This is a genomic window from Roseinatronobacter sp. S2, from assembly GCF_029581395.1.
In the GTDB taxonomy this organism is placed as follows: domain Bacteria; phylum Pseudomonadota; class Alphaproteobacteria; order Rhodobacterales; family Rhodobacteraceae; genus Roseinatronobacter.
The window spans coordinates 405,036-427,176 of sequence record NZ_CP121115.1; the positions used below are offsets into that span (position 1 = coordinate 405,036).

The window sequence follows — 22,141 nt, forward strand, 5'->3', positions numbered from 1 at the left end:
GAAGCTATAGGTCTCCGATGAGACCGGGGTGCGGCACTTCGGGTGCCGGCCTCAACTCCGTCCGGTATTACCTGAAGATAGAACTATCGCTTCGCGTCCGCATTTTCGGATGCTGCGTGCCCAAGGAATGCTGTGGTGATTCTTGGCATATGCTCTTTCAGCCAATCGGCCATCGCCTCTTCTTCCTGACAAATCTCTTTGCACAGTTGGGCGGTCTCAAAGTCGCCTTCCGCCATAGCCGCTTCGGCCAGAATGCGATAAGAGGCAATCTCCATAGCTTCAAATGCATAGCTCGCAAGCACACCCTTGACCACTTCATCCCCGGCAAAAACCCCGCCAAGGTTCTGCATCATGGCCGTGAATTTCGCCGATACGTCCTTCACACCAGAAGTCGAGATGCCGCGCCGCTCTATACAGGCCTCAAGGCGCTTGCGCTGGCTTATGGTCTCTTCCAGATGGGCCTGCATGCGCTCGGCAAGTTCGGGATAGTTCTTGATGCGGCTGACCTGACCCTCAAGTATGGATTCGGCCTGCTTTTCCATCGCATGCGCATCGCGCAACCACTGGTCGACATATTTCCGGGCATCGGACATCTTGAGTCTCCTTGAGTATTGGCTTTATTCTGACCCACTCCGAACCGGATGGCGTCGGATTTGTTCCAGTCGGCACCCTATTTCTGTTTCAGGATGACACTGATCTCTCCATTGCGTTCAAGGCGCGCCTCCTTGACTTCGTTCCAGTCCGATATCCTCGCCTTTAGGCGCAGAGCCTCCAGAAGGTCATTCTGGCTTATGTTGCCGCGTTTCATCGCCTTCCAGTCGGCCACCCCATCCTTGACAAGGACACGTGTGCTGCCCTTGACCAGCATACCGAACGCGTCCCACCGGACTGCGATTTGTGAAAAGAGCCAGTGAAGGGCGACAATTACGACCGCTGCCGTCAGTGTCGGCACAAAGGGCGACTGGCCGGTAATGGCGCGACTGATGATTGACCCAAGCATGACGCCAAGGATCACATCAAAGGCTGTGTTCTCTCCGATGAAGCGTTTCTTGCCTAGCCGCACAATCACCACGGAAAAGATAAAAACAACGACCGCGCGCAGCGCCATATGGCGCGTCTCAAGGTCGGCTTCGTTCAATCCCAGCGACCAGCTAATTGTCGACCAGATATCTTCCATCATGTGATTTCACCGTCAGCAAAAAACACCAGCTCTGCCAGCGGCGAACCGGCCCGGCATGTCGCCGCCAGGCTACGCCAGCGACACTTCCTGTGCGATAATGCCCAAGCACGCGCCTGTTCAAATTCAGTCCTGTGCGCTGTAAAGGCGAAACCGCAGACGCCGATATATGTTCCCGCGTTGGGACAATAAACTCTGCTATTGGGGGAACAAAGGTGACTTTAACTTTGTTGCTTCACTGCGCGCGCAGGTATCCCGTGCCACTGGGCTTGATATTCAAAGCCCTGACTGCTTGTCGCGAGGGAGTTCCGCGATGTCAAACGCACATGATAAGCCCACCTCCGCCGATAAGCTGGACCTGCAACTCCGCGCGCTTTTCGGACCGACCGTGGACGCGCCGGTACCGGATGAATTACAGCTTGCGGCACAGAGGCTGGAATATGCGCTGCGCGAATGCAAGCCGTCAGGAAGGCAGGAATAGCCCTGCTGGGGCGGCCCGACCAGACTGCGGAAATCTTGCCACGCCGTTTCCCCAACGGCGAGAGGGGCGCGGCCCGCATCCCCGCAAGGCCCCGACAGCGCGCGGGATTGGAACATCGTGGCGACGCTGTGGTTCTGCTGCAAGGCGGAAAGGAATAGATGATGCCTAAGCACCAACAAGAACCCAATACCCCATCAAGGCTCCGTCACGATATCGACACCGGCAAAGGACGCGACAAGATCGCCTATCCTGACCCTGCCGCCGCGCCGTTGGGAACCGACGATGAAGCCGCTGGAACGCCGGTGACGGGCATGCAAACGCAGCTGGCGCACCAGAACGAAATCTGTGACCGTGCTGGACGGGATGACGCAATGCTGCCCGACCGCGCGCATCAGGGCCAGCGCGGCGGCAGGACGCGCAAACGCCAACCGGGCCTGCTGATTATAGGGCTGGCCCTGCTTGTCATGATACTGGCGGTCCTTTTTTCTTTCACATAGCAGGCCCGCCGTGCGGCGAGGCAACCTCTTGAGGGCGGGCTTAAAGCACCCTTTGCCAAATACAGCCGGACGGCCCGCGCGGAACTGAGTCAGCGGGCGAGAGTTTATTCTGAGACGTAAAAGGAGTGAAACATGCAAACACTTTATCCAAGCCTGCTCCGGGATCTGGCGGCCATCGACGCCCCGCTTTGTGTCAGCCTTTATATGGAAATGTCAGCGGGCGGCGGCGAGCATGATCACATTCGCATCGCGCTCAAGAACGCGAAATCAGATGCCAAGAAAGCCATCGCAGCGGCAGATGCTGATGCTGCTGTGGTTTCTGCCGTAGAGCAGCGCTTGCAGGCATTGGGTTATCACGATGTCGCCGGTGGCCATGACCGTCGTGTTGCGGCATTCATCTCGCCTGATCTGACGCAGGTGGTTGACGCGCGTTTCACGGAAACCAGCGTTCATGTCGGCACGCGGTTTCGACTGGCCCCACTGCTGGACGATCTGGCGCAGACGCCCGATCACGCCGTGCTTGTCGTCGACCGCGACCGGGCGTGCCTCTACCAAACTGTCGGCGGGGCGCTTACCGAGCAGGATGTGCCTGACCTGCCCGCCTCTCTGGCTGATGTCAGCAAGTTCACCGATCAGCAAGAGAAGGGAAACATCCACGGGCGCGAAGATTCCGGTATTCCTGCATCATACCGTGGTGGCGTGATGAGTCCGTCAGGGCCTGCTGGGCCGTCGGGTGTCCCGCATCACAGCATGGGCGGCCATGACTGGCGCGAAGACCATGAAGAGGATCTGCGCAGCTACGCCAATCTTGTCATCAACGCCGTCCAGCACCATCTTAGCGGCACAAACACGCCTCTCGTTGTTGTTGCAGACCAGCGGCTACACGGGATGATCCGCTCAAGCACCGGATATCCCTTCCTTGTCGAGGAGGGGGTTACGCAGCATCCCGACACTCTCAATCAGGAACAGCTGCGCGATGCAGCGGCTGAATGCCTTCGCCACCAGATCGAGAAACGGCGCGCGGCGGCGTGGGATAAGGTGGCGATGTCACTGGGGCGCGGCGATCGCGAAGCCAGCGACGACCCTGCCGAAATTGTGTCGGCCGCCGCCGCCGGCCGTGTTGCACATATTTTCGCGCGAAGTGGCGGATCACTTCCCGGTCGCTTCGACGCTGCGACCCTGACTGCCCAACTCGACGCCGATGGTCGAGACGACCTGATCGATTGCGCCATCGTCGAAACCCTTCGAAACGGTGGTGAGGTCTTCCCGCTAGGAGAGCGTGGCGGCGAGGAAACGCACATTGCTGCATCGTTCCGCTATTAGGCAAGTCATGTGTGGCTGCCTGTCCCTGCGCGGGTTATCTGGGCGTGTCCCTGACGTGGCGATTGCGCAGCACAAGCGCCGTGAGGATTGGCAGCGTGGCGGTGCCAAGAAGCATCGCCCCGGCCCCGAAAGCGTCGGACGCAACACCAGCCAAAGCCGGACCCAGCACGCTGCCCGCGGCGGCAGCAAGCAATGCTGCTGTGAAGCTGAGCGACGGCAACGCGGGGAAAAGACGCTCCGACCAGAAAGCCAGAACCGCACTTGTCATCATGACATGCACCCCTTGAAGGCCGGATGAAACCGCCAACCCCATCCAGTTGTCCGGAAAGATTGCTGCGACAGACACAGAGATTGCACCCGCCAGCATCAGCAGTCGAAGAAGCACAGGCAACCCGATCCTGTCCCTGACACGCCCGGTCAGCAGGCCAGTGAGGCCAAAAAGCCCGTAGCATATGTAGACAAAGGCGGGTGTGGCGTTAACGGGAATACCGCGCATCCCCCCTGAGTTGACCATGTGATCCGCCGCGAATGCGATAAACACCGCCGAAGTCGTCCCATAGGCGAAACCGATGGCAAAGAGTGGGATCGCCGGCGGGTGGATCAGATCTTTCCACCCATCCCGAGGGCCGCCGCCTGCATTCTTGTCGATCCTGCAAAAGGCCGCCCAGTTGCCCACAAGCGCAACCGCGCTCGCAGCGGCGAAGAAGGCCCAGCACAGCCGCCAAGAGATACCAAGCAGCACCATGACAAGGGCAGCAAGGCCTGCCAGTGCGATACCAATACCGGTGCCGGTGCTGACAACCGACAGCGCCGCGGGCCGGTTCTGGTCGCTGACATATCGGTGTATTGCATTGTTGAACGGCGTCCATGCCAGTCCCGCGCTCGATGCAGCGGTAAAGACGCCAAGCGCCAGAACAGGCAGGTTCGGCGCAAGGGCCACGAGGCCCATACCAAAAGTGGCGGCGGCCAGACCGGACAGCACCGGCAATCCCGGCCCGCGTCGGTCGAGCAAGGCCTGCGCGATCAGTAACCCGATCAGGAAACCAAAGAATCCAAGGCTGGACACGAACCCGACCGCAGAGGATGACATGGAAAAAGCCGACCTGAATTCAGGCACGAACAGGCCAAACCCCATCCGGGCTGGCCCGAAACCAATAGCGGTTGCGGCGAAGCCCGCCGCAGACAGGCTCCAGAAATATCTCATGCCACTGCCCTTTCTGCGGGCTCCCAACTGCATCGCTGCAAGATTGGTTCCGCCGCTGCCCGCTTCAGTGGCGTGCGCGTCATTATTCGGGCCGGAATATCTGCGGGGGCACTGCGCATGGCATCAGGTAAGGGGGAACAACAGGGCGGGTTCCGGGTTAGGTCGTTCAAAAGCGAAGGATCCCAAGATGACCAAGAAACCCAAACCCTCCCGCGGCATGCCTCGCAGCCTGCTTTATGCAATGATCCCGGGTGGTTTCCTGTTGCTTGTCCTTATCATGGTATTGGCCGGGCAATCGAGAGACGAAGCCGAGGAAGAGCCCGCCACTGTGGTCGAGCAACCTACCGGGGCTCAAAATTAGCGCTGCCGCAGATTCGCTTACAGTCGAAATGACCTTTTCGAGAATATGTTGCGGAAAAGCGGGATCCCGTTTCCGCTGCGTGAATATGCACCGCTATAGGGTTTGTGTCGGGCGTGTAACCAAGCCCGCACGGAATTCGGGCACCGACCTGCAAGTCCGGTATGTCGCCATACGCGTTGCAACAAAAGCAGAGGCTTCGCAGAACCAAGCACGTCCGCGCAAGCGCCTTATACAGCGCATCATCCCCATCGCTTGTTTTTTTCCCCTTTCTGTCAAAGTGGTGAATGCGCGCATCGGGCTGGAACAAAACCGCAGGTCCGCTGTTGGGAGGGCACGAAGACTGTCCCCGAACGCGAAGGGGACGGAATTTGAATTGTGAATCAGGAGGTTCAGAAATGAAACGACTTATCACGACCACTGCACTCGCACTTATCATGGCGGGACCCGCAGTCGCACAGACCACCGAGGGCCAGCAAGATGGCACTCAGGCAGGGCAACCAGACGCGCAATCCGGCTTGGATGGCGTCCATCAGGGTGCCATGCAGCATGGCGACCTTCTTGCCAGCGAGCTGATGGATGCGCAGATATTTGCGCCCGCACAGGGGCAGCAACAAGGCCAGCAGGACCAGCAAGGTTTGCAAGATCAGCAGGGCCAGTTCGGCAGCCGCTGGGCAGAGCCGATGGGTGCCGAACAGCTTGAAGGCATGGAAAACATCGGCACTGTCAACGACCTGTTGCTGGATGAACAAGGCAGCGTTCAGGCTGTTCTGGTCGATGTGGGCGGGTTCCTAGGAATGGGCGCCCGGCAAGTTGCCATCGGGCTGGATCAGGTTAGCTTTGTCACCGACCCAGACGACGCAACACAGGTTTCCATCGTAACCACGATGGGGGCTGATACGCTTGAAGATGCGCCGGAGTTTGACCAGACAGCGCAGCAAGACCGTGGCATGCAGCAGGATGGTGTTCAGCAAGAGGGCACTTTGCAAGATGATGCTTCGCAACAGGACATGCAGCAACAAGACGCGCAGCAGCAGGATGAATGGCGCGGTGACCGCGAAAGTCTGATGGCGCCGGATATCCAGCGCGACGGCTACCAGCAAGCGCAAGCCAACGAGATTTCGGCCGACGACCTGCTTGATGCCAATCTTTATGACGTGAACGACAACAATGTCGGCAATGTCACGGATGTCGTGCTTGGCCCGGAAGGCGAGGCGCAATACATCGTTGCAGATGTCGGCGGCTTCCTTGGCCTTGGCGCGCATACTGTGGCCATCGGCTTTGATGAACTGTCGGTTATGCACGACGAAGGCATGGCGGATTTGCGCATCTATGTTGATGTCACAGAGGACACGCTAAGCACAATGCCGGAATATGGCGGCAACTGAGTCAGGAGCTGCCTGATCTGGCCACGCGGCGGCATCTGTGTTTCCCTCCCTCGTGGGTGCCGTGCGCCAAACCACAGCTCCGGATGCACCGGGCGGTCCTATGGCCGCCCGGTGTCTTTGTTTGCGCACCTGAATATTGCACGGGCCGGCATATGCCCGGAAAGTGTTGGCCTGTATGCCGCAACACCGGAACATTCGTCGCGCCGAAAAGTTATTGGTCAGAACGGCGGCGTGTGTGTCAACCGGACGTGACGGCATGAGGCACAGGACTGGTTTTTCCGGTTTCCCACCTGGCCAATGGATCGGCACCACCCTCTGTCCCGTCCACGCGTTGCCGTTCGTCCGCCTTTCTGTGGCCAATCGGTGTTTGGGCATGGCGCCCCCCCTCATTGCTTGGGGTTGTCACGCAACAGGTCGTTGAATGCGGTGTGAATGTGACGTGGGCGGATTTGACGTGTCAGCAGACTCTGTGGAACAAAGTGGGTGTGGCCGTTCTTATACTCGGCGTTGAATGTCTTACTTGCGCCCACCACACGCTCCCCCTGCCCCGAGATTGCGACAACAGTGACCGTCACATGTTCAATCTTGTCGGTGGACCATTCCTGTCCCAGCCTGATCCAGGTTCGTCTGACCACATCGGCCAGTGACCCAATGTCGACCGTCTGACCGGGGTGCAGGGTTCCGCGGTTGGTACGTGCCAGCGGGTCTTCGATGTCATTTTGATCGATCTCCTCGCGTTCTGTTACGATCACCCGCGCAGAATACCCGTTGTCGAACAGTTCTGCGGCGATCCCCTGCACATATAGCGGGTTTGAACTGAGGTTGGTGACAAGGCAGCGGGAGCGCTCGCCATCCGCCGCGCCGATATCAATATGGATCACGCTTCGCGACTGCCGCAGGTGGTTGACCAGAAATATCTGTAGATAGGCGGCCCAGATCACCACAAGAAGCCCGTTCAGCAAGACGTTCAGAATTTCGGCATGTTGCGCAAGGTACTGGAGCATGTTGTTTGTCGGGCCTCGGTGGTTGGCTGTGCCGCGCAACCATCAACTGGATATGTTGCGGGTTTGCGCAGCCAGCGTTTTTGGGCTTTGCGTCGTGATGATCATCACGTCAGCGATCTGCAAAAATGATGTGGCCTTAGCCGTCCCTTCAACACTCGCTTGCGGAAGATGTTCCTCGCACATGTCCCCGCGTCCTGCGCCTCAGGCAATAAATCGCCGCGCAGGCAGGGCGAGTATTCCGACGGGACAAGTATGCTGGCCGAAGTCCAATACCCTATCCGACCCTCAGCGAATTCCCGCTTAAGTTGTAATTCCCGACCCATAACACGGAACCGTCTGCGTGAAATTGTGTTGAATCCGTTTGCAAGGGCAACATTCGATAAAACGGAAAAGAGCTAGCACTATGCCTGATGATCGTCCTCAGACACCCGACCCGAACACCGAAGAAGATATTGTGGCACTTATCCCGGCGCTGCGCGCTTTTGCGCGAACATTCTATGCAAATACAAGCGATGCAGACGACCTTGTTCAGGAAACCCTGACCAAGGCACTGAACAAAATCCATCAGTTCAAGTCCGGGACCAGGCTGAAATCCTGGCTGTTCACCATTATGCGCAATACCTATTGCACCCGGTTCAAGATCGCCACACGAGAACCGCCGGGAAAGCTGGATTGTGTCGCCGGTCAGGTTGGCAGCCCGCCAAGTCAGGAATGGTCGATACGCAAACGCGAGCTTTGGGAAGCGATCCACCGGTTGCCCCGCGCTCAGCGCGAGGTGATTGTAATGATCGGCGTTCTGGGCATGAGTTACAAGGAAACGGCTGATATATGCGGGTGCGAAATCGGTACGGTGAAAAGCCGCCTGAACCGCGCGCGGCTGCAATTGCTCAACGATCTGGGCGAGCAGACCCCAAGTGGCAGCACCAGCGACGTGACTACGCCTGTCTCTGCCGACATTCCACTTACGAGATAAGCGCGGCCCGGTTACGGGCGTGGCCTGAAAAACCCGGCTGCCGTTCCTTGCTCAACGTCCAATCAAGGAGGGCTTTATGAATCTTCTGGTCATTCTTGGTCACCCCCGCATTGATAGTCTGTGTGGCGCATTGGCTGCGGCCTATGCCACCGGCGCGAAAAGCGCGGGTTGCACCGTGCAGACGCTTGAACTGGGCGAGATGACGTTCAATCCTGATGTTGAAATCCCCTCACCCACAGATCAGCCGCTGGAGCCGGATCTGGAACGCGCCCGCGACCTGATCATCTGGGCCGATCATCTGGTATTCGTCTTTCCAAACTGGTGGGGCATGATGCCTGCGCGTTTGAAGGGGTTTCTGGACCGTGTTCTTTATCCGGGCTTCGCCTTCCGCGAGGACGGCGGGCATTATTATGGCCTGCTGGCGCCGCGCACGGCTGAATTGCTGATCACCATGGATGTGCCGCCGCCAATTTACCGCTGGGTGCAGGGTGCACCCGGCCAACGCGCGATGACACGCGCAACACTGGGGTTGTGCGGGATCAAGACACTTGGCGTGCATCACTTTTCCCCGCCCGGTCATTCCGAGGCCCCGACCCGCGCCGCATGGGTGACACAGGCGCGCGCATTGGGGGAACGGCTGACTGAGGGGCCGCGCCGCCCCGTGCGCCGCCGTCTGCACCTGCTGGGGCAATGGTTGCTGGCGGTGCGGCCGCAATTCTTTCCGATGAGTGTGCTTGCCTATACACTGGGGGCATTGTTGCTGTTGCAGCCGCTGAATGCACTTGCCTTTGGCGCGGGGCTGGTGGCGATGGTCGCACTCAAGGCCGCGACGGTGCTGACCAATGACATCTTTGATCGCGAAAGTGATGCAGCAAACCGAAACTGGGGGCCGTTTAACGGCGGGGGGCGCAGCCTGCATGAAGGGGTGCTTTCGCTGCGCGATCTTTGGCACGGGGTCTGGGTGGCGCTGACAGTCTGCGCATTGGCGGCGCTGGTCCTGTTATTCGCGGTGCCCAACCCCGGCGCGGTGGCGCTGGTGCTGGGGGGTCTGATGATTCTGGCGTTGGGCTACACCCTGCCGCCCATAAAACTGTCGCACAGGGGCTTGGGCGAACTGGATGTGGCGCTGACCCATGGGCCGGGCGTGCTGTTGCTGGGGTTCGTCGCGCAAGGCGGTGATCTGCTGGCGATAGACGCATGGGCGACGGGGCTGACCATCGGGCTTGCGGTCTTGCCCGCGATCATGCTGGCGAACATCCCCGACATCACGGCTGATGCGGCGGCGGGCAAGACTACGCTGGCGGTGCGTCTTGGCGCGGCCCGTGTCACGCGGCTGGCGCAGGGTCTGACGGGACTATCAGCACTGGCGGCACTTACGCTGGCGGTGTTTGTGCCAGCGGTGGGCCTGTTGCTGCCGCTGATCGCTGTCCCCTATGCCGCGTTGCAGGTCTGGATGCTGGAGCGCTACCGGCGCAAAGGTGCCCCTGTCGGACGCATCGATCTGTTGCTGGTGATGGCGCTAAGCTATGTGGCTTTGTTCGTGCTTCTTCCGCTGATCGGAGTCTGGTAGCCCATAGTCCTGACCGGTGCCCAAACGCGCCGCTGCCCGCGACAATCGGCAGATTGCGCAGCATTGCCCGACATGCGTGGAACACCTGCACCTTTGGCTGGTTAGGGCGGACACCAACCAAAGGAGCAAACTCATGATCGACGACACAAGCACATCGAGAGTCGCAGCGCAGGACGCGGATACTGACGAAACGCGGCGGCTGATTTCCTCCAGCAAGGTCGAGGGCACCAATGTCTACAACCTCGAAGGCGAGCATGTCGGCAGCGTTAACAGCTTCATGGTCGACAAGCATTCTGGCAAGGTTTCATATGCAGTGATGTCCTTCGGCGGCTTCCTCGGCATCGGGGAACGCTATCACCCGCTGCCATGGGGCGCGCTGAAATACGATACCAATGCTGGCGGCTATATCGTCAACATTACGCGCGAACAGCTTGAGGGCGGCCCCAGCTTTGCCCGCGACGAAGACCCGTGGACCGACCCTGAATATGGTCGTCGGGTGCACAGTCATTACGGACTTCCTTACAGTATGTGATCCCTTCATCCGTGGCGGCACATCTGAGGGCCGCCACGGCACCCCTTTTGCAGTTGCGAGAGAAGAGAGAATGGCAATAAGCGAAGGAAAGCGCGGCCTTGCGCATGGCAGCGTCACGGACCTGCTGGCGCTTGTGACAGATATGGCCCTGCCAACGCTGTCCAAGGGCGTGCTGCGCCGCCGTCCGCGTGTGGTGGGCTTGCTGGAAAACACCGGGACCGAAGCGCGCGGCATTCGCCGCCTGCAAGCGTTGCGACAGAAATACGCCGGACAAGCGGTGCTGCTTTCCGCATTCGGGCGCAAACATCTGATCCTGACAGACCCTGCGCAGGTGCAATATGTCCTGCAACAAACCCCGGCATTGTTCCAAAGCAGCAGTGACGAGAAAACCTCGGCGCTGGCCCATTTCGAGCCGGGCGTGTCGCTTGTCTCGGACGGGACCGAGCGCCAGACCCGCCGCAACTTCAATGCAGAGGTGTTGGACGAAGGTTGTCCGATGCACAGCCTGTCGGGCCCGTTCCGGCAAGTTGTGCGCCATGAATTCGGCGGCCTGCTTAGCGCTTTGCAGCGCGGTGATGACACGCACCTGTCATGGGAGCATTTCGAGGCCGCGTGGAACCGCGTTATCCGCTGTATCCTGCTGGGCACACCTGCACGCGATGACGATGCACTGACCGCCATGCTCAACAAATTGCGCGAGACAGGAAACTGGGCCTTTCTGCACCCCGGACGCAAGCGCCTGCGGCGCAAATTCCATGACGCACTTCAAACGCATCTGGACCACGCCGACCCGTCCAGTCTGGCCGGGCTTGCGGCACAATCCCCCGCCCAAAGCAAGGCGCGGCCATCAGACCAGTTTACCCATTATATGTTTGCTTTCGATCCAGGTGGTATGGCGACCTTCAGGGCACTCGCACTGCTGGCAGCGCATCCTGAAACCCTGCAGGTTGTCCGCGCTCGGCTTGCTTCAGGCGAAGATCATGCCGATCCGCTGTTGCGGGCCACTTTGCTGGAAAGCCTTCGGCTCTGGTCCACCACGCCGGTGATATTGCGGCAGGCGCGCATCGATATTGACTGGAGGGGTGACACACTGCCTGCAAAGACGCAGGTGGTGATTTATGCGCCGTTTTTCCACCGCGACGACGAAACATTGACCGAGGCGCACAGCTTTGCCCCCGGTTTGTGGCCCGAAGGGCGGGTGCTGCGCGACACCCGCTTCGTTCCGTTCAGCGATGGCGACGGCATCTGCCCCGCACGCGATCTGGTGCTGATGACCGGCGCAATGGTGCTGGCGGAACTTCTGGGCACGCACACAGCGGCGTTGCAAGACCCGAAGCGGCTTGACGCGTCCCGCCCGCTTCCTCCGACGCTTGACAACTATACGCTCGCATTCCATCTGACCGCAGCCTGAAGGCGCGCGGGCGGGGGTTGCCCGCGCCATAGGGTATGCCGGCGATCATTTGCATTCACGCAACTCACTCTAAGCTTTTGATAACGCATGTCACGGCCGCGCAAAACCGGTTCCCACTTTTGCGCGACATGCTGTGACTCAGCCGCCCGGACGCTCCCAGCAACGCAACGCGCCGCAAGCCTCCAGAAAGGGGACTGCGTCCTGCGGTCCCGTCAGGATATGAATGCCTTGCGCCGTCCCGTCAGCGCTGTCAGCATTGAACAGCGCTGCGGCCTCCGCGCTCAGCGCAATGAATTTCGCATGCGCCCGCGCATCGGCGGCAAAGCACCGCGCGGGGTGCATTTCGCCAAGCTGTGCAGCCCCCGCATCATCGGCCAGAACCGCGACCGCATCAAACAGCACCGAAGGGGCACCATCGATCTTCTCGTTGGCCACGATATGCCTGCCCCCGATAGTGGTGACACCCCCGACCGCAGGTGCGATCAGCACCACCTTGCCGCCCGCGTCTTCGGTGGCGGCAATGAGCGCGTCCAGAAGCGCATCCTCGATTCCGTCGGTCATCACAATGCCCAGTGTGCGCCCGCGAAAGCTGTCTGGGCCCTTGCGGATGATCGACAGTGCGTCAGACGGCGGCAGGTCACCTCTCGGGGTCACGGCTGGCACATGCGGCGCGGGAACACTCTGTAGCCCCAACCCCTCGGCGACCTTTTTCGCTAAGCTTTCGTCAATATTGGGCAGATGCGCGACAACCCGTTCACGGATCGCGACTGTTTCCACTTTCGACAGTTCAAAAACCAGCGCTTCGGCAATATGCGCCTGCTCTATATCAGTCTGACTGATGTAGAACTGCCGCGCCTGACTGTAGTGGTCAGCAAAGCTTTCTGCGCGCAGTTTGCGTTTCTCGCCTTCAATGGGTTCAGCGAAGCTGTGGTGCCCGCGTGTGGTATCCGCACGCGGGCCGCCCTGTGCCCAACTGTTTGGCTCGTAGTTCGCGCGCCCTTTGGGGCCGCGCATCTGCATATGCCCGTCTTGCTGAAAATGGTGCATCGGGCAGCGCGGCGCGTTGATCGGGATATGGGTAAAGTTCGGCCCGCCCAGCCGCTTAAGCTGCGTGTCAAGATATGAGAAGTTCCGCCCCTGCAGCAGCGGATCATTGCTGAAATCCACCCCCGGCACAATGTTCTGGGTGCAGAAGGCAACCTGTTCGGTTTCAGCAAAGAAGTTATCGACATTGCGGTTCAGCACCAGCCTGCCCACCACGCGCAGTGGCACGTCTTCTTCGGGGATGATCTTGGTGGGGTCAAGGATGTCGAAATCAAACCTGTCGGCAAAATCGTCATCGAACAGTTGCACCGCAAGATCCCATTCGGGATAATCACCCGAATTGATGGCATTCCACAGATCGCGACGGTGAAAATCGGGATCAGCGCCGTTGATTTTCACCGCTTCGTCCCACAGCACCGATTGCAGCCCCTGACGCGGCTTCCAGTGGAATTTGACAAAGGTGCTTTTGCCATCGGCATTGACGAACCGGAAGCTATGCACCCCGAACCCTTCCATGAACCGGAACGAACGCGGGATCGTCCGGTCCGACATCTGCCACATGACCATATGCATCGATTCCGGCATCAGTGACACGAAGTCCCAGAAATTGTCATGCGCCGACTGCGCCTGCGGGAAGCCGCGATCGGGTTCATCCTTGACCGAATGGATAAGGTCGGGAAACTTGATCGGGTCCTGAATGAAGAAAACGGGGATGTTGTTGCCGACAATGTCCCAGTTGCCTTCCTCGGTATAAAGCTTGACGGCGAAGCCACGCACGTCGCGGACCATGTCGGCCGAGCCCTTATTGCCCGCAACGGTGGAAAAGCGCACAAAGGCAGGCACCCGCATACCGGCCTTTTGGAACAGATGCGCCGATGTGATGTCGGCCAGTGCGTCGGTCACTTCAAAATACCCATGCGCGCCATAGCCCCGCGCATGCACGACCCGTTCCGGGATACGTTCGTGGTCGAAATGAAAGATCTTCTCGCGCATGGCGAAATCTTCCATCAGCGCGGGGCCGCGCGGGCCTGCGCGCAGGGTATTCTGGTTGTCCGCAACAGGCGCGCCTTGTGCGGTGGTCAGGTGTGGCGCGCCGTCTGCCTGCTGATGGGTTTCGCCGCCCGCGCCGCGTTTTGTCTTGCGGGTGGTGGTATCACGGCTGGACTGGGTGTCGGCGGTGGGGTGAAAAAGCGGGGTGTCATCAGGCATCAGAATCTCCGTTTCAGGTGGGCGGCCTATTCACACGGGGACATGCACGGCGCAGCCCCCATGCCGCCCAACACGGCGACAGGCCGCAATGTTCCGTGTTTGCGCCAAGCATCCGGCGGTTGGCCGCCTGTGCTGGTCAACGCGTTTCGTTTGCGGGTCGCGATGGCCTGAAGCTGTCATTGGGAATGACACAAGGCGCGGAGCAAAGGCCGAAGGCCGCCGCGCCATCGGTGGGCCGTCCCGCGCGCGGGCTTTGTCCACGGCATCAATGACTGCTTCAGGCCATAAATTTACCCGCCGGGGCGTGTGACACGGCCATAGCAGCAAGGCGCGCGTCGGATTGCGGGCCGCGTATGTTCTGGCGTCATTCGATCACGGCGCAGGCAACCGGATCGCCAGCATCGCCGGACGGCTGGCTTGCGTAATCATCAGCGCCTTCGTGCAGGATCAATGTTCTGCCACGAATACCGGTTTCGCCGCCATCCAGCGAAACCATTGCGTTCAGGACATGCGCGCGCAAGACGCCATCTGCCGCGACATATTGGTTGGGCATGTCGCCTTCATGGGGGCCACCTTCGGTCAGGAAACCATGGTCAGCGCCAGAGGGCGAGAAATGCTCGCCTGCGCTGTCATGATCATGTTCCGGGTCGCAAACCCCGCCTTCGTGGATGTGAAAGGCAATCCAGCTTTCTGGTGGCAGGTTGAGGACATCCAGATCGATCAGAACGCCTGCATTCGTCTGGGTCAGGGTGGCGGCGCCAGTCGGTTCGCCATCCTGATCAATGAAAGATGCGGTGGCAGTTTCACCTATTTCGGCGACCGCCTGACCACCCAAGAAAGCGAATACACTTGCGAGTGCGAGCAGAGGTTTCATTGTGAGTTCCTTTTCATCCAGCTGCGACGGTCCTGAAACTCTGGCAAAACCAATTTGTTCCGGTGGTGAAGAAGGTGCTTCCCGATACGCCCACCCGGCACTATTCTGAATGAAGGCCTGAGGTAAAAAATGCGAACTCGGATCGACAACTACATTAGATCAAGATACTTTGGAACAGGGCGCACATTGGGGACAAATACAGGCATTTTGAGCAGCTTTTCAAAGCTGCGGTGTGATCCGCCCGATTAAATTGCGCGTATACGCAGCAGTTGGAAATGTGATGAAAGGGACCGCAATATGGACGGGCGGAATGACGAGCAGAACAACAATGAGCACGCAGACACTGCCTTGCTTGAACAACAGATGAGAGACTTGCTTCGTCAGATTGAGGAAGATCCCGTGCCAAGGGAATTGCATACACTGGCCGAAAAGCTGCAAACCGCCCTCAGACGTCGGGACGGGTCCTAAGATCCGCAGGAATAACCGGATATGCGCAGTCCACGTTAGCCCCTTTCCATTTGGAGTCGGGACAAACTTTCTGCGCAAGTAGTGGAACAAACCCGCCCCACCGCTGTTGTGCCCCGATGAAAGCACTTGCTGGCAGGAGGGGCCATGCTGCAACGGCGTATCGGAAAGCGTGTGTTTTTGCGCGGCTGCCTTTTGGGGGCTACGGCGCTGGTCATGCCGTCGGTGTTGGGCGCCCGCGAATATGGCGGGACCAATATGCCTTGGGCTGCGGGCGTGGCAAATCTGCCGCATGACGCAATGCACGCGGCGCGCTTTTTCACCCCCGAAGAATATGAGATGGCTGATGCGATTACCGCACGGCTGATCCCGGATGACGACACCGGCCCCGGCGCGCAGGCGGCGGGCGTGGTCGATTTTATCGACCGGCAGCTTGCCGGTTTCTATGGTCGCGGGCAGCGGTGGTATATGCAAGGCCCTTTTCCCGAACCGCTGGAAACGCAGGGCTATCAGGCCCCGTATCCGCCCGCAGGGCTGTGGCGTGCAGGACTTGCCGCCCTTGATCAGCATTGTCATCAGGCCCATGGCCAAGGGTTTGCCGCCTTGGACGGCCCCACACAGGATGATGTGCTAAAGGGCATGGAAAAGGGCGAGGTCGACCTGAACACGACAGACGCCGCCAGTTTCTTCGACTTCATCAGGGAAATGACGATTGAAGGGTTCTTTTGCGACCCGGTCCATGGCGGTAACCGCGATATGGTGGGTTGGCACCTGATCGGGTTTCCCGGTGCGCGCTATGATTACCGCGATTTCCTGCACCATAACGGTGCGGCCATAGATATGCCACCGGTGTCCCTGATGGGCCGTCCCGCATGGAACGCGCAACAGGGCCAGCGTGGAACAGGCAATAGGAAAGGTGCGAGATGACAGAGATTCATCGCAGTATCGATGTCGTTCTGGTGGGCTTCGGCTGGACCGGTGCAATACTGGCCCATGAACTTACTGCGGAAGGGTTGCAGGTTCTGGCACTGGAACGCGGCGGGTGGCGGGACACCCCAACCGATTTTCCGACAACCCACGCCCCGGATGAGCTGCGCTATTACTGGCGGCATGAAATGTTTCAGGAAACCGCGCAGGAAACCCAGACGTTCCGCAATCGCCGTGGTCAGACAGCGCTGCCGATCCGGCGTTGGGGGTCGTATCTGCCCGGCGTTGGCGTAGGGGGTGCCGGGGTGCACTGGAACGGGCAGACGTTTCGCTTTTTGCCCTCGGATTTTCTGGCCCGCAGCCATAATCAGGAACGCTATGGCGCGCTGCCAGACGATATGACCGTGCAGGATTACCCCGTCACCTATGACGAGCTGGAGCCGCATTTTGACCGGTTTGAAAAACTGTGCGGGATCTGCGGTCAGGCGGGCAACCTGCAAGGTGATCTGCGCCCGGGCGGCAACCCCTTTGAGGGGTGGCGCAGCAATGAATACCCCAACCCGCCGATGGAAATGACCTTTTCGCAGGACCGCTTCAAGGCCTCCGCGCGTGATATGGGGCTGAACCCGTTTCCCGCCCCTTCCGCCAATATGAGCCGCGCCTACACCAACCCGCTGGGCGTTCGGATGGCACCTTGCACCTATTGCGGCTTTTGCGAAAAATTCGGCTGCGGCAACTACTCCAAGGCCAGCCCGCAGACCACGATATTGCCGGTGGTCATGCAGCAGTCCAATTTCCGGCTGCGCACGCATTGTGACGTGCTTCATGTGAACAAGGACCGCGACAATACCCGCGCGACCGGCGTAACTTACATCGACGCGCATGGGCAATTGCACGAACAGCCCGCCCAAATTGTCATCCTGTGCGGTTATCAACTGTCGAACACGCGGCTGATGATGTTGTCGGGCATTGGTGAAATTTACGACCCCGCCACTGGTCAGGGGCAGCTTGGCCGCAATTATACCTATCAGGTGATGTCGGGGGTGGATGTGTTCTTCGATGATGCCTTCACCAATGAATATATCGGTGCTGGTGCCCTTGGCATGGTGGTGGATGACTATAATGGCGACAATTTCGACCATTCCGGTCTGGGTTTCATCGGGGGCGCCTATATTGCATGCTGGACCACACATGCCCGCCCGATTGAAAGCCAACCCGTGCCAGAGGGGACGCCGGAATGGGGGTCAGAGTGGAAGCGCGCCTTGCAGCAGAACTTCCTGCGCCATACGTCCCTGTCGGTGCATGGCGCATCCATGGCGCATCGCGAGAATTATCTTGACCTCGACCCCACCTACAAGGACCGGTATGGCCGCCCCTTGATGCGCATGACCTATGATTTCACGGCGAACGACCGGCGGTTAAGCGAGCACATTACCCCTGTCGCGGCCCAGATTGCCCGCGGCATGGGCGGGCGCGAGATCAAGGTGAACGCACTGGACGCCCATTATGATATCTGGCCCTATCAGACCACGCATAACACCGGCGGCACCATCATGGGCGAAACCCCTGCCGACAGCGTTGTGAACCGGTATCTGCAAAGCTGGGAATTGCACAATCTGTTCGTCATGGGGGCCGGTGTCTTTCCACAGAACGCGGGGTATAATCCGACCGCCACAGTTGCCGCGCTGGCCTATTGGTCGGCACATGCCATCCGCACGCAATATCTGCGCGCGCCCGGACCGCTGGTGCAGGTATGATTGCGCGTGTGGCCATGGGGGCTGTGGTTCTGGCGGCCATGGTGCAGACCGCAGGCGCGCAGGATTTATCATGGTCCGAGGTCGAGCGCGGGCGCTATCTGGCCATCGCGGCGAATTGCGTAAGCTGCCATACCGACCTTGATCATGGGGGCACCCCGTGGGCGGGCGGGCGGGAAATGGAAACGCCCTTCGGGGTGATCATCACCCCGAACATCACCTTTGACGCTGAAACCGGTATCGGAAACTGGACGCGCGACGATTTTTGGCGCGCCCTGCACGAAGGCCGCCGCCGCGATGGCGCCCACATGTATCCGGCCTTTCCATATACCCATTTCACACGCATGCCGCGCGAAGATGTCGATGCCATCTATGCCTATCTGCGCACCATCCCGCCGGTTGAATCCCATCATGTGCCTGAAGAGGATCTGCCGCTGCCCCTGCGGGTGCGCACTGCGATTGCCGCCTGGAACGCGTTGCATTTCGATCAGGGCGTTTTCCAGCCCGATCCGGAGCGATCGGAGCAGTGGAACCGTGGCGCTTATCTGGTCAAGGGGCCGGGCCATTGCGGCGCCTGCCACACCGACCGCAACCTGCTGGGCGGCGAGCGTGAGGATGAATTCCTGCGCGGCGGCGTTCTGGAAAACTGGCATGCACCCAATATTCGCGGCGGCGCGCATGGGGGTATCGCGCATTGGTCGCGGCACGATATCGTCGCCTATCTCGGCACTGGTCGCAATGAACACACGGCCGCCATGACCCGGATGGGAGAGGTTGTGCAATACTCGACCCAGCATCTGACGGATGGCGACCTGAATGCGATCGCAACCTATCTGAAGTCACTGGACGACACACCGCGCGACGCAAGCGAACGCCCGTCCGATGCAGTCATGCAGGCGGGCGAGGCCATATATTTCGACAATTGCGCCGCATGCCATCACGCCGATGGCAGCGGCGAACCTGATATGTTTGCGCGGCTTGACGGGTCCAACAAGGTGCTCTCGGACGACGCTACCACCGTCATCCGTATCATCCTTGAAGGGGCGCAGGCAGTTCCCACGGATGCCCATCCCGGGCCGCTGGCAATGCCTGCCTTCGACTGGAAGCTTAACGATGACCAGATTGCAGATCTGGTCAGCTATATGCGCAACGCGTGGGGCAATACCGCGCCGGCAGTCAGCCCCTCTGACGTGGCCGACCTGCGCGATGCACTTGCGGAGTAAGTGCTGCGTGGGCAATCCTCCACTGGATGACTATGTTAGAAGGGAACTTTCCAGGTCCGCAGTTGTTCGTTCTGTGTAAAGTATATGTTGCGGAGCCACTGATGCTGTGCCTTGAACGAAACAGTCACCCCAGACGACACCTGTCCAGATCAGCTTGCGGCGGTCGGGCGATCAGTATGGCAAGGCTGTGGCGGAAAGGCGCATGATGACCGGGCCGGGCGACAGCGATCAGCCATCCACCGACGAAGTCGGCGAGATCGTATCGACCCTGCGCGAGGTTGATGAAAAGAAATCGCCATGCGTGCGCGAGTTCGTGGAACGGCTGGGGACTGCCTCGTTCGGGGCGCTGCTGCTGGTCCCGTCCATGATTATCGCCAGCCCCGCAAGCGGAATTCCGGGTTTGCCATCTGTCGGGGGGCTGATCATTGCTTTGATTGCCATCCAGATGGTCATCGGGCGCGATCATGTCTGGCTGCCTGAATGGATGATGCGGCGCAAGGTTGACGGTGACAGGATCGACCGTGCCCTTGATTTCATACATAAGCCTGTGCGGTGGATTGATCATGTGACCCGGCCACGGCTGACATGGCTGCTGCGCTGGCCCATGGTGATGCCGCTGCAACTGCTTTGCGTGTTTTGCGGGCTGGCCATGCCCTTCATGGAAATGTTGCCGCTTACAGCGTCAATCGCGGCGATTGCGGTTTTTCTGCTGGCTTTGGCGATCATCGCCAATGATGGTCTTCTGGCGCTGGCAGGGGTGGCTGTTGCAGTGGCCGGGGCTACAACATTCGTGACGCTGGCAGGCAGTGTGCTATCGGGGCTTTTCGGCTGAAGCTGTGCAGGGGCGGCCCTCATCATTTTACCGCACGCAAATCGAGATGGAGGCAACTTACATGACACAACAATCCCCCCAACAACTTGAAGGGCGGCTGAATGCGCAACGCGAAGTTCTGGCGCTGCTGCTGGCTTGGGCAATGCGCCAGCCGGACAGCGAATTCGCTGACGCGCTGGCGGCGCAACTGGGCGTGCAGGACCATGAGGAGGACCCTGGCGTGATTGCAGACACCGCCTTCGCCATAGAGGCCGCCGCCGCGCGTGAAACGCAACTTTTGCTGGAACGAGCAAGGGCACTGCGCGACAGGGGCTGAACGCGGCGGGGCCGCCCGGTTTCCGGTATCGGGAATGTCCCGCCTAGTAGTTGCCCGGCGGATCGCTTGCCGGAAAAGACTCGTCCGCGCGTTCATCCACCATATCCCAATCCTTTGGCGGGGTCGTCATTTCACGGCGACCGGCGTTGCGGATGCTCGTCCGCTCCGCGCCCCTTCCCGCATGGGCAAATTTGGTTGCGGCACACTGAACGACATAGCCTGCCGCGATCAACAGGGCGAGATTTCTGAGTAGCATTATTCTTACTCCATTGGGTTACCCGGGCGCTGGAACCTGTGCGTCCCGGTATCGGAACGCTGCGCGCGCGCGATTGTTCCAACCGGTCAGGACGGCCTGAACCCTACGCCGATGACACGGCAGCGCGTTCCATTCAGTTGCGGAACAATCGCACCAAACGACGGTTAGGGCGCCACAGCCTAAGAAAGGAGTCCGAAAATGACCTCAGTGAAGAACCCCACGCCGCCCGATGATCAAGCCACAATGCCCGCGAACGAGGCCCTGCGCCGCGCGGACCCCCGCGTAATAGATCAGCGTCAGCAACAAATCGACCCCGCAGGCCACCACCGCACAGATGTGAATGCGGGCGCGGGCGATACCATGAAACAGCCGGGCGACACCGCTGCCCCGCAAAAGGATACCGGCTGGAACCCGGAGGGGTTTCCCTTCCCCCCTTTCCCGGAACAGACGCAGGAATTGCCCGGCAGTCTGGCCCGGATGGACCCGCGCCCTGATCATGGCGAGGAAACTTGGGTTGGCCACGGACGCTTGCGCGGGGCTTGCGCCCTTATCACCGGCAGTGACAGTGGCATAGGCCGCGCCGTGGCCATCGCCTATGCCCGCGAGGGTGCCGATGTCGCGATCTCGTTTCTGGAGGAAACCGAGGACGCGAAGGACACTGCGCGCCATGTTGAAGCCTGTGGCCAACGCTGCCTGTTGCTGCCGGGCGATATTTCGGACCCCAAACATTGCCGGCACATCGTTGAGACTGTGGCGGCGGAACTCGGGCGGCTGGACATTCTGGTCAACAACGCCGCGCATCAGCAGACTTTCGCGGAACTTGACGACATCCCCGATGAAGAATGGCAGCGCACCTTCGCGATCAACATTCATTCGATGTTCTACCTGTCCAAAGCAGCGATTGGTCAGATGGGAAAGGGGGCGTCAATTATCAACACGGCGTCAGTCAATTCGGACATGCCAAATCCCAGCTTGCTGGCCTACGCGACCACGAAGGGCGCGATCCAGAATTTCACCGCAGGGCTGGCGCAGATGCTGGCCGATAAGGGCATCCGCGTCAATTGCGTGGCACCCGGCCCGGTCTGGACCCCGCTTATCCCTGGCAGCATGTCCGGTGAAACGGTCGCGCAGTTTGGGGCAAACTACCCGATGAAGCGCCCCGCGCAACCCGTTGAACTGGCTTCGGCCTATGTCATGCTGGCGGAATCTGCGTCCAGCTATGTCTCTGGGGCCACCATTGCGGTAACCGGCGGCAAGCCGATGATCTGATACGGGCAGCGGCGGCTTGATGCGCGTGGGCTGGGGTTGTGTCCGGACCGCACG

At 59.9% G+C, this 22,141-nt stretch carries 22 protein-coding genes; 15 read left to right on the plus strand and 7 right to left on the minus strand.

Annotated features, from left to right (window positions below):
* Nucleotides 1–83: 83 nt before the first annotated feature.
* Both P8S53_RS18680 and P8S53_RS18685 read right to left on the minus strand, forming a co-directional pair.
* Nucleotides 84–593: a ferritin-like domain-containing protein gene (locus P8S53_RS18680; RefSeq protein WP_277806823.1), complete on the minus strand. Its 510-nt coding sequence runs from the start codon at nucleotides 591–593 to the stop codon at nucleotides 84–86.
* A 77-nt stretch (nucleotides 594–670) separates the two neighbouring features.
* Nucleotides 671–1,180 carry a DUF421 domain-containing protein gene (locus P8S53_RS18685; RefSeq protein ID WP_277806824.1) on the minus strand — a complete coding sequence of 170 codons (510 nt, stop codon included), beginning with the start codon at nucleotides 1,178–1,180 and terminating at the stop codon, nucleotides 671–673.
* A 310-nt stretch (nucleotides 1,181–1,490) separates the two neighbouring features.
* Here P8S53_RS18685 and P8S53_RS18690 point away from each other — a divergent pair, with 310 nt between their 5' ends.
* The 3 genes from P8S53_RS18690 (at nucleotide 1,491) to P8S53_RS18700 (ending at nucleotide 3,478) form a co-directional block, all read left to right on the plus strand.
* On the plus strand, nucleotides 1,491–1,658 hold the full coding sequence (locus P8S53_RS18690; protein WP_277806825.1) for a hypothetical protein: 168 nt from the start codon (nucleotides 1,491–1,493) through the stop codon (nucleotides 1,656–1,658).
* A gap of 158 nt (nucleotides 1,659–1,816) precedes the next feature.
* Nucleotides 1,817–2,155, plus strand: a complete 339-nt coding sequence (locus P8S53_RS18695; RefSeq protein WP_277806826.1) for a hypothetical protein — start codon at nucleotides 1,817–1,819, stop codon at nucleotides 2,153–2,155.
* Nucleotides 2,156–2,287: 132 nt separating this feature from the next.
* The gene (locus tag P8S53_RS18700) at nucleotides 2,288–3,478 is read left to right on the plus strand and encodes a hypothetical protein (RefSeq protein WP_277806827.1); all 1,191 of its coding nucleotides are present in this window, start codon (nucleotides 2,288–2,290) and stop codon (nucleotides 3,476–3,478) included.
* Between the two features lie 34 nt (nucleotides 3,479–3,512).
* Here P8S53_RS18700 and P8S53_RS18705 read toward each other — a convergent pair whose 3' ends face one another.
* A complete protein-coding gene (locus P8S53_RS18705; protein ID WP_277806828.1) occupies nucleotides 3,513–4,682 on the minus strand; it encodes an MFS transporter in 1,170 nt (389 codons plus the stop codon).
* A 187-nt stretch (nucleotides 4,683–4,869) separates the two neighbouring features.
* Here P8S53_RS18705 and P8S53_RS18710 point away from each other — a divergent pair, with 187 nt between their 5' ends.
* Both P8S53_RS18710 and P8S53_RS18715 read left to right on the plus strand, forming a co-directional pair.
* Entirely contained in the window at nucleotides 4,870–5,043 is a 174-nt protein-coding gene (locus tag P8S53_RS18710; RefSeq protein ID WP_277806829.1) for a hypothetical protein, read from the plus strand.
* 395 nt (nucleotides 5,044–5,438) lie between these two features.
* Complete coding sequence (locus P8S53_RS18715) at nucleotides 5,439–6,428, plus strand: PRC-barrel domain-containing protein (protein ID WP_277806830.1); 990 nt, start codon at nucleotides 5,439–5,441, stop codon at nucleotides 6,426–6,428.
* A 386-nt stretch (nucleotides 6,429–6,814) separates the two neighbouring features.
* Here the strand turns inward: P8S53_RS18715 and P8S53_RS18720 are convergent, their stop codons facing one another.
* Complete coding sequence (locus tag P8S53_RS18720) at nucleotides 6,815–7,432, minus strand: hypothetical protein (protein WP_277806831.1); 618 nt, start codon at nucleotides 7,430–7,432, stop codon at nucleotides 6,815–6,817.
* Between the two features lie 403 nt (nucleotides 7,433–7,835).
* Between P8S53_RS18720 and P8S53_RS18725 the strand changes: the two genes are divergently transcribed.
* The 4 genes from P8S53_RS18725 (at nucleotide 7,836) to P8S53_RS18740 (ending at nucleotide 11,918) form a co-directional block, all read left to right on the plus strand.
* Complete coding sequence (locus P8S53_RS18725; protein WP_277806832.1) at nucleotides 7,836–8,405, plus strand: sigma-70 family RNA polymerase sigma factor; 570 nt, start codon at nucleotides 7,836–7,838, stop codon at nucleotides 8,403–8,405.
* Between the two features lie 76 nt (nucleotides 8,406–8,481).
* Nucleotides 8,482–9,975 carry an NAD(P)H-dependent oxidoreductase gene (locus P8S53_RS18730; RefSeq protein WP_277806833.1) on the plus strand — a complete coding sequence of 498 codons (1,494 nt, stop codon included), beginning with the start codon at nucleotides 8,482–8,484 and terminating at the stop codon, nucleotides 9,973–9,975.
* Between the two features lie 133 nt (nucleotides 9,976–10,108).
* Nucleotides 10,109–10,507, plus strand: a complete 399-nt coding sequence (locus tag P8S53_RS18735) for a PRC-barrel domain-containing protein (RefSeq protein ID WP_277806834.1) — start codon at nucleotides 10,109–10,111, stop codon at nucleotides 10,505–10,507.
* Between the two features lie 70 nt (nucleotides 10,508–10,577).
* Nucleotides 10,578–11,918 (plus strand): cytochrome P450, encoded by a 1,341-nt coding sequence (locus tag P8S53_RS18740; protein ID WP_277806835.1) that lies wholly within the window; start codon nucleotides 10,578–10,580, stop codon nucleotides 11,916–11,918.
* Nucleotides 11,919–12,056: 138 nt separating this feature from the next.
* Here P8S53_RS18740 and P8S53_RS18745 read toward each other — a convergent pair whose 3' ends face one another.
* Entirely contained in the window at nucleotides 12,057–14,171 is a 2,115-nt protein-coding gene (locus P8S53_RS18745; protein ID WP_277806836.1) for a catalase, read from the minus strand.
* A 364-nt stretch (nucleotides 14,172–14,535) separates the two neighbouring features.
* Entirely contained in the window at nucleotides 14,536–15,045 is a 510-nt protein-coding gene (locus P8S53_RS18750) for a superoxide dismutase family protein (RefSeq protein WP_277806837.1), read from the minus strand.
* A gap of 612 nt (nucleotides 15,046–15,657) precedes the next feature.
* Between P8S53_RS18750 and P8S53_RS18755 the strand changes: the two genes are divergently transcribed.
* The 5 genes from P8S53_RS18755 to P8S53_RS18775 all read left to right on the plus strand — a co-directional run bounded on the left by P8S53_RS18755 (nucleotide 15,658) and on the right by P8S53_RS18775 (nucleotide 20,562).
* Nucleotides 15,658–16,437, plus strand: a complete 780-nt coding sequence (locus P8S53_RS18755) for a gluconate 2-dehydrogenase subunit 3 family protein (protein WP_277806838.1) — start codon at nucleotides 15,658–15,660, stop codon at nucleotides 16,435–16,437.
* A complete protein-coding gene (locus P8S53_RS18760; protein ID WP_277806839.1) occupies nucleotides 16,434–18,194 on the plus strand; it encodes a GMC family oxidoreductase in 1,761 nt (586 codons plus the stop codon). Before P8S53_RS18755 ends, P8S53_RS18760 begins: the two co-directional genes overlap by 4 nt.
* Nucleotides 18,191–19,414 carry a cytochrome c gene (locus P8S53_RS18765; RefSeq protein WP_277806840.1) on the plus strand — a complete coding sequence of 408 codons (1,224 nt, stop codon included), beginning with the start codon at nucleotides 18,191–18,193 and terminating at the stop codon, nucleotides 19,412–19,414. Before P8S53_RS18760 ends, P8S53_RS18765 begins: the two co-directional genes overlap by 4 nt.
* A gap of 202 nt (nucleotides 19,415–19,616) precedes the next feature.
* Nucleotides 19,617–20,246, plus strand: coding sequence for an exopolysaccharide biosynthesis protein (locus P8S53_RS18770; RefSeq protein ID WP_277806841.1), 630 nt, complete (start codon nucleotides 19,617–19,619; stop codon nucleotides 20,244–20,246).
* Between the two features lie 61 nt (nucleotides 20,247–20,307).
* Complete coding sequence (locus P8S53_RS18775; protein ID WP_277806842.1) at nucleotides 20,308–20,562, plus strand: hypothetical protein; 255 nt, start codon at nucleotides 20,308–20,310, stop codon at nucleotides 20,560–20,562.
* 43 nt (nucleotides 20,563–20,605) lie between these two features.
* Here the strand turns inward: P8S53_RS18775 and P8S53_RS18780 are convergent, their stop codons facing one another.
* Nucleotides 20,606–20,818, minus strand: coding sequence for a hypothetical protein (locus P8S53_RS18780; RefSeq protein WP_277806843.1), 213 nt, complete (start codon nucleotides 20,816–20,818; stop codon nucleotides 20,606–20,608).
* Nucleotides 20,819–21,178: 360 nt separating this feature from the next.
* Here P8S53_RS18780 and P8S53_RS18785 point away from each other — a divergent pair, with 360 nt between their 5' ends.
* Complete coding sequence (locus P8S53_RS18785; RefSeq protein ID WP_277807271.1) at nucleotides 21,179–22,087, plus strand: SDR family oxidoreductase; 909 nt, start codon at nucleotides 21,179–21,181, stop codon at nucleotides 22,085–22,087.
* Nucleotides 22,088–22,141 lie beyond the last annotated feature (54 nt).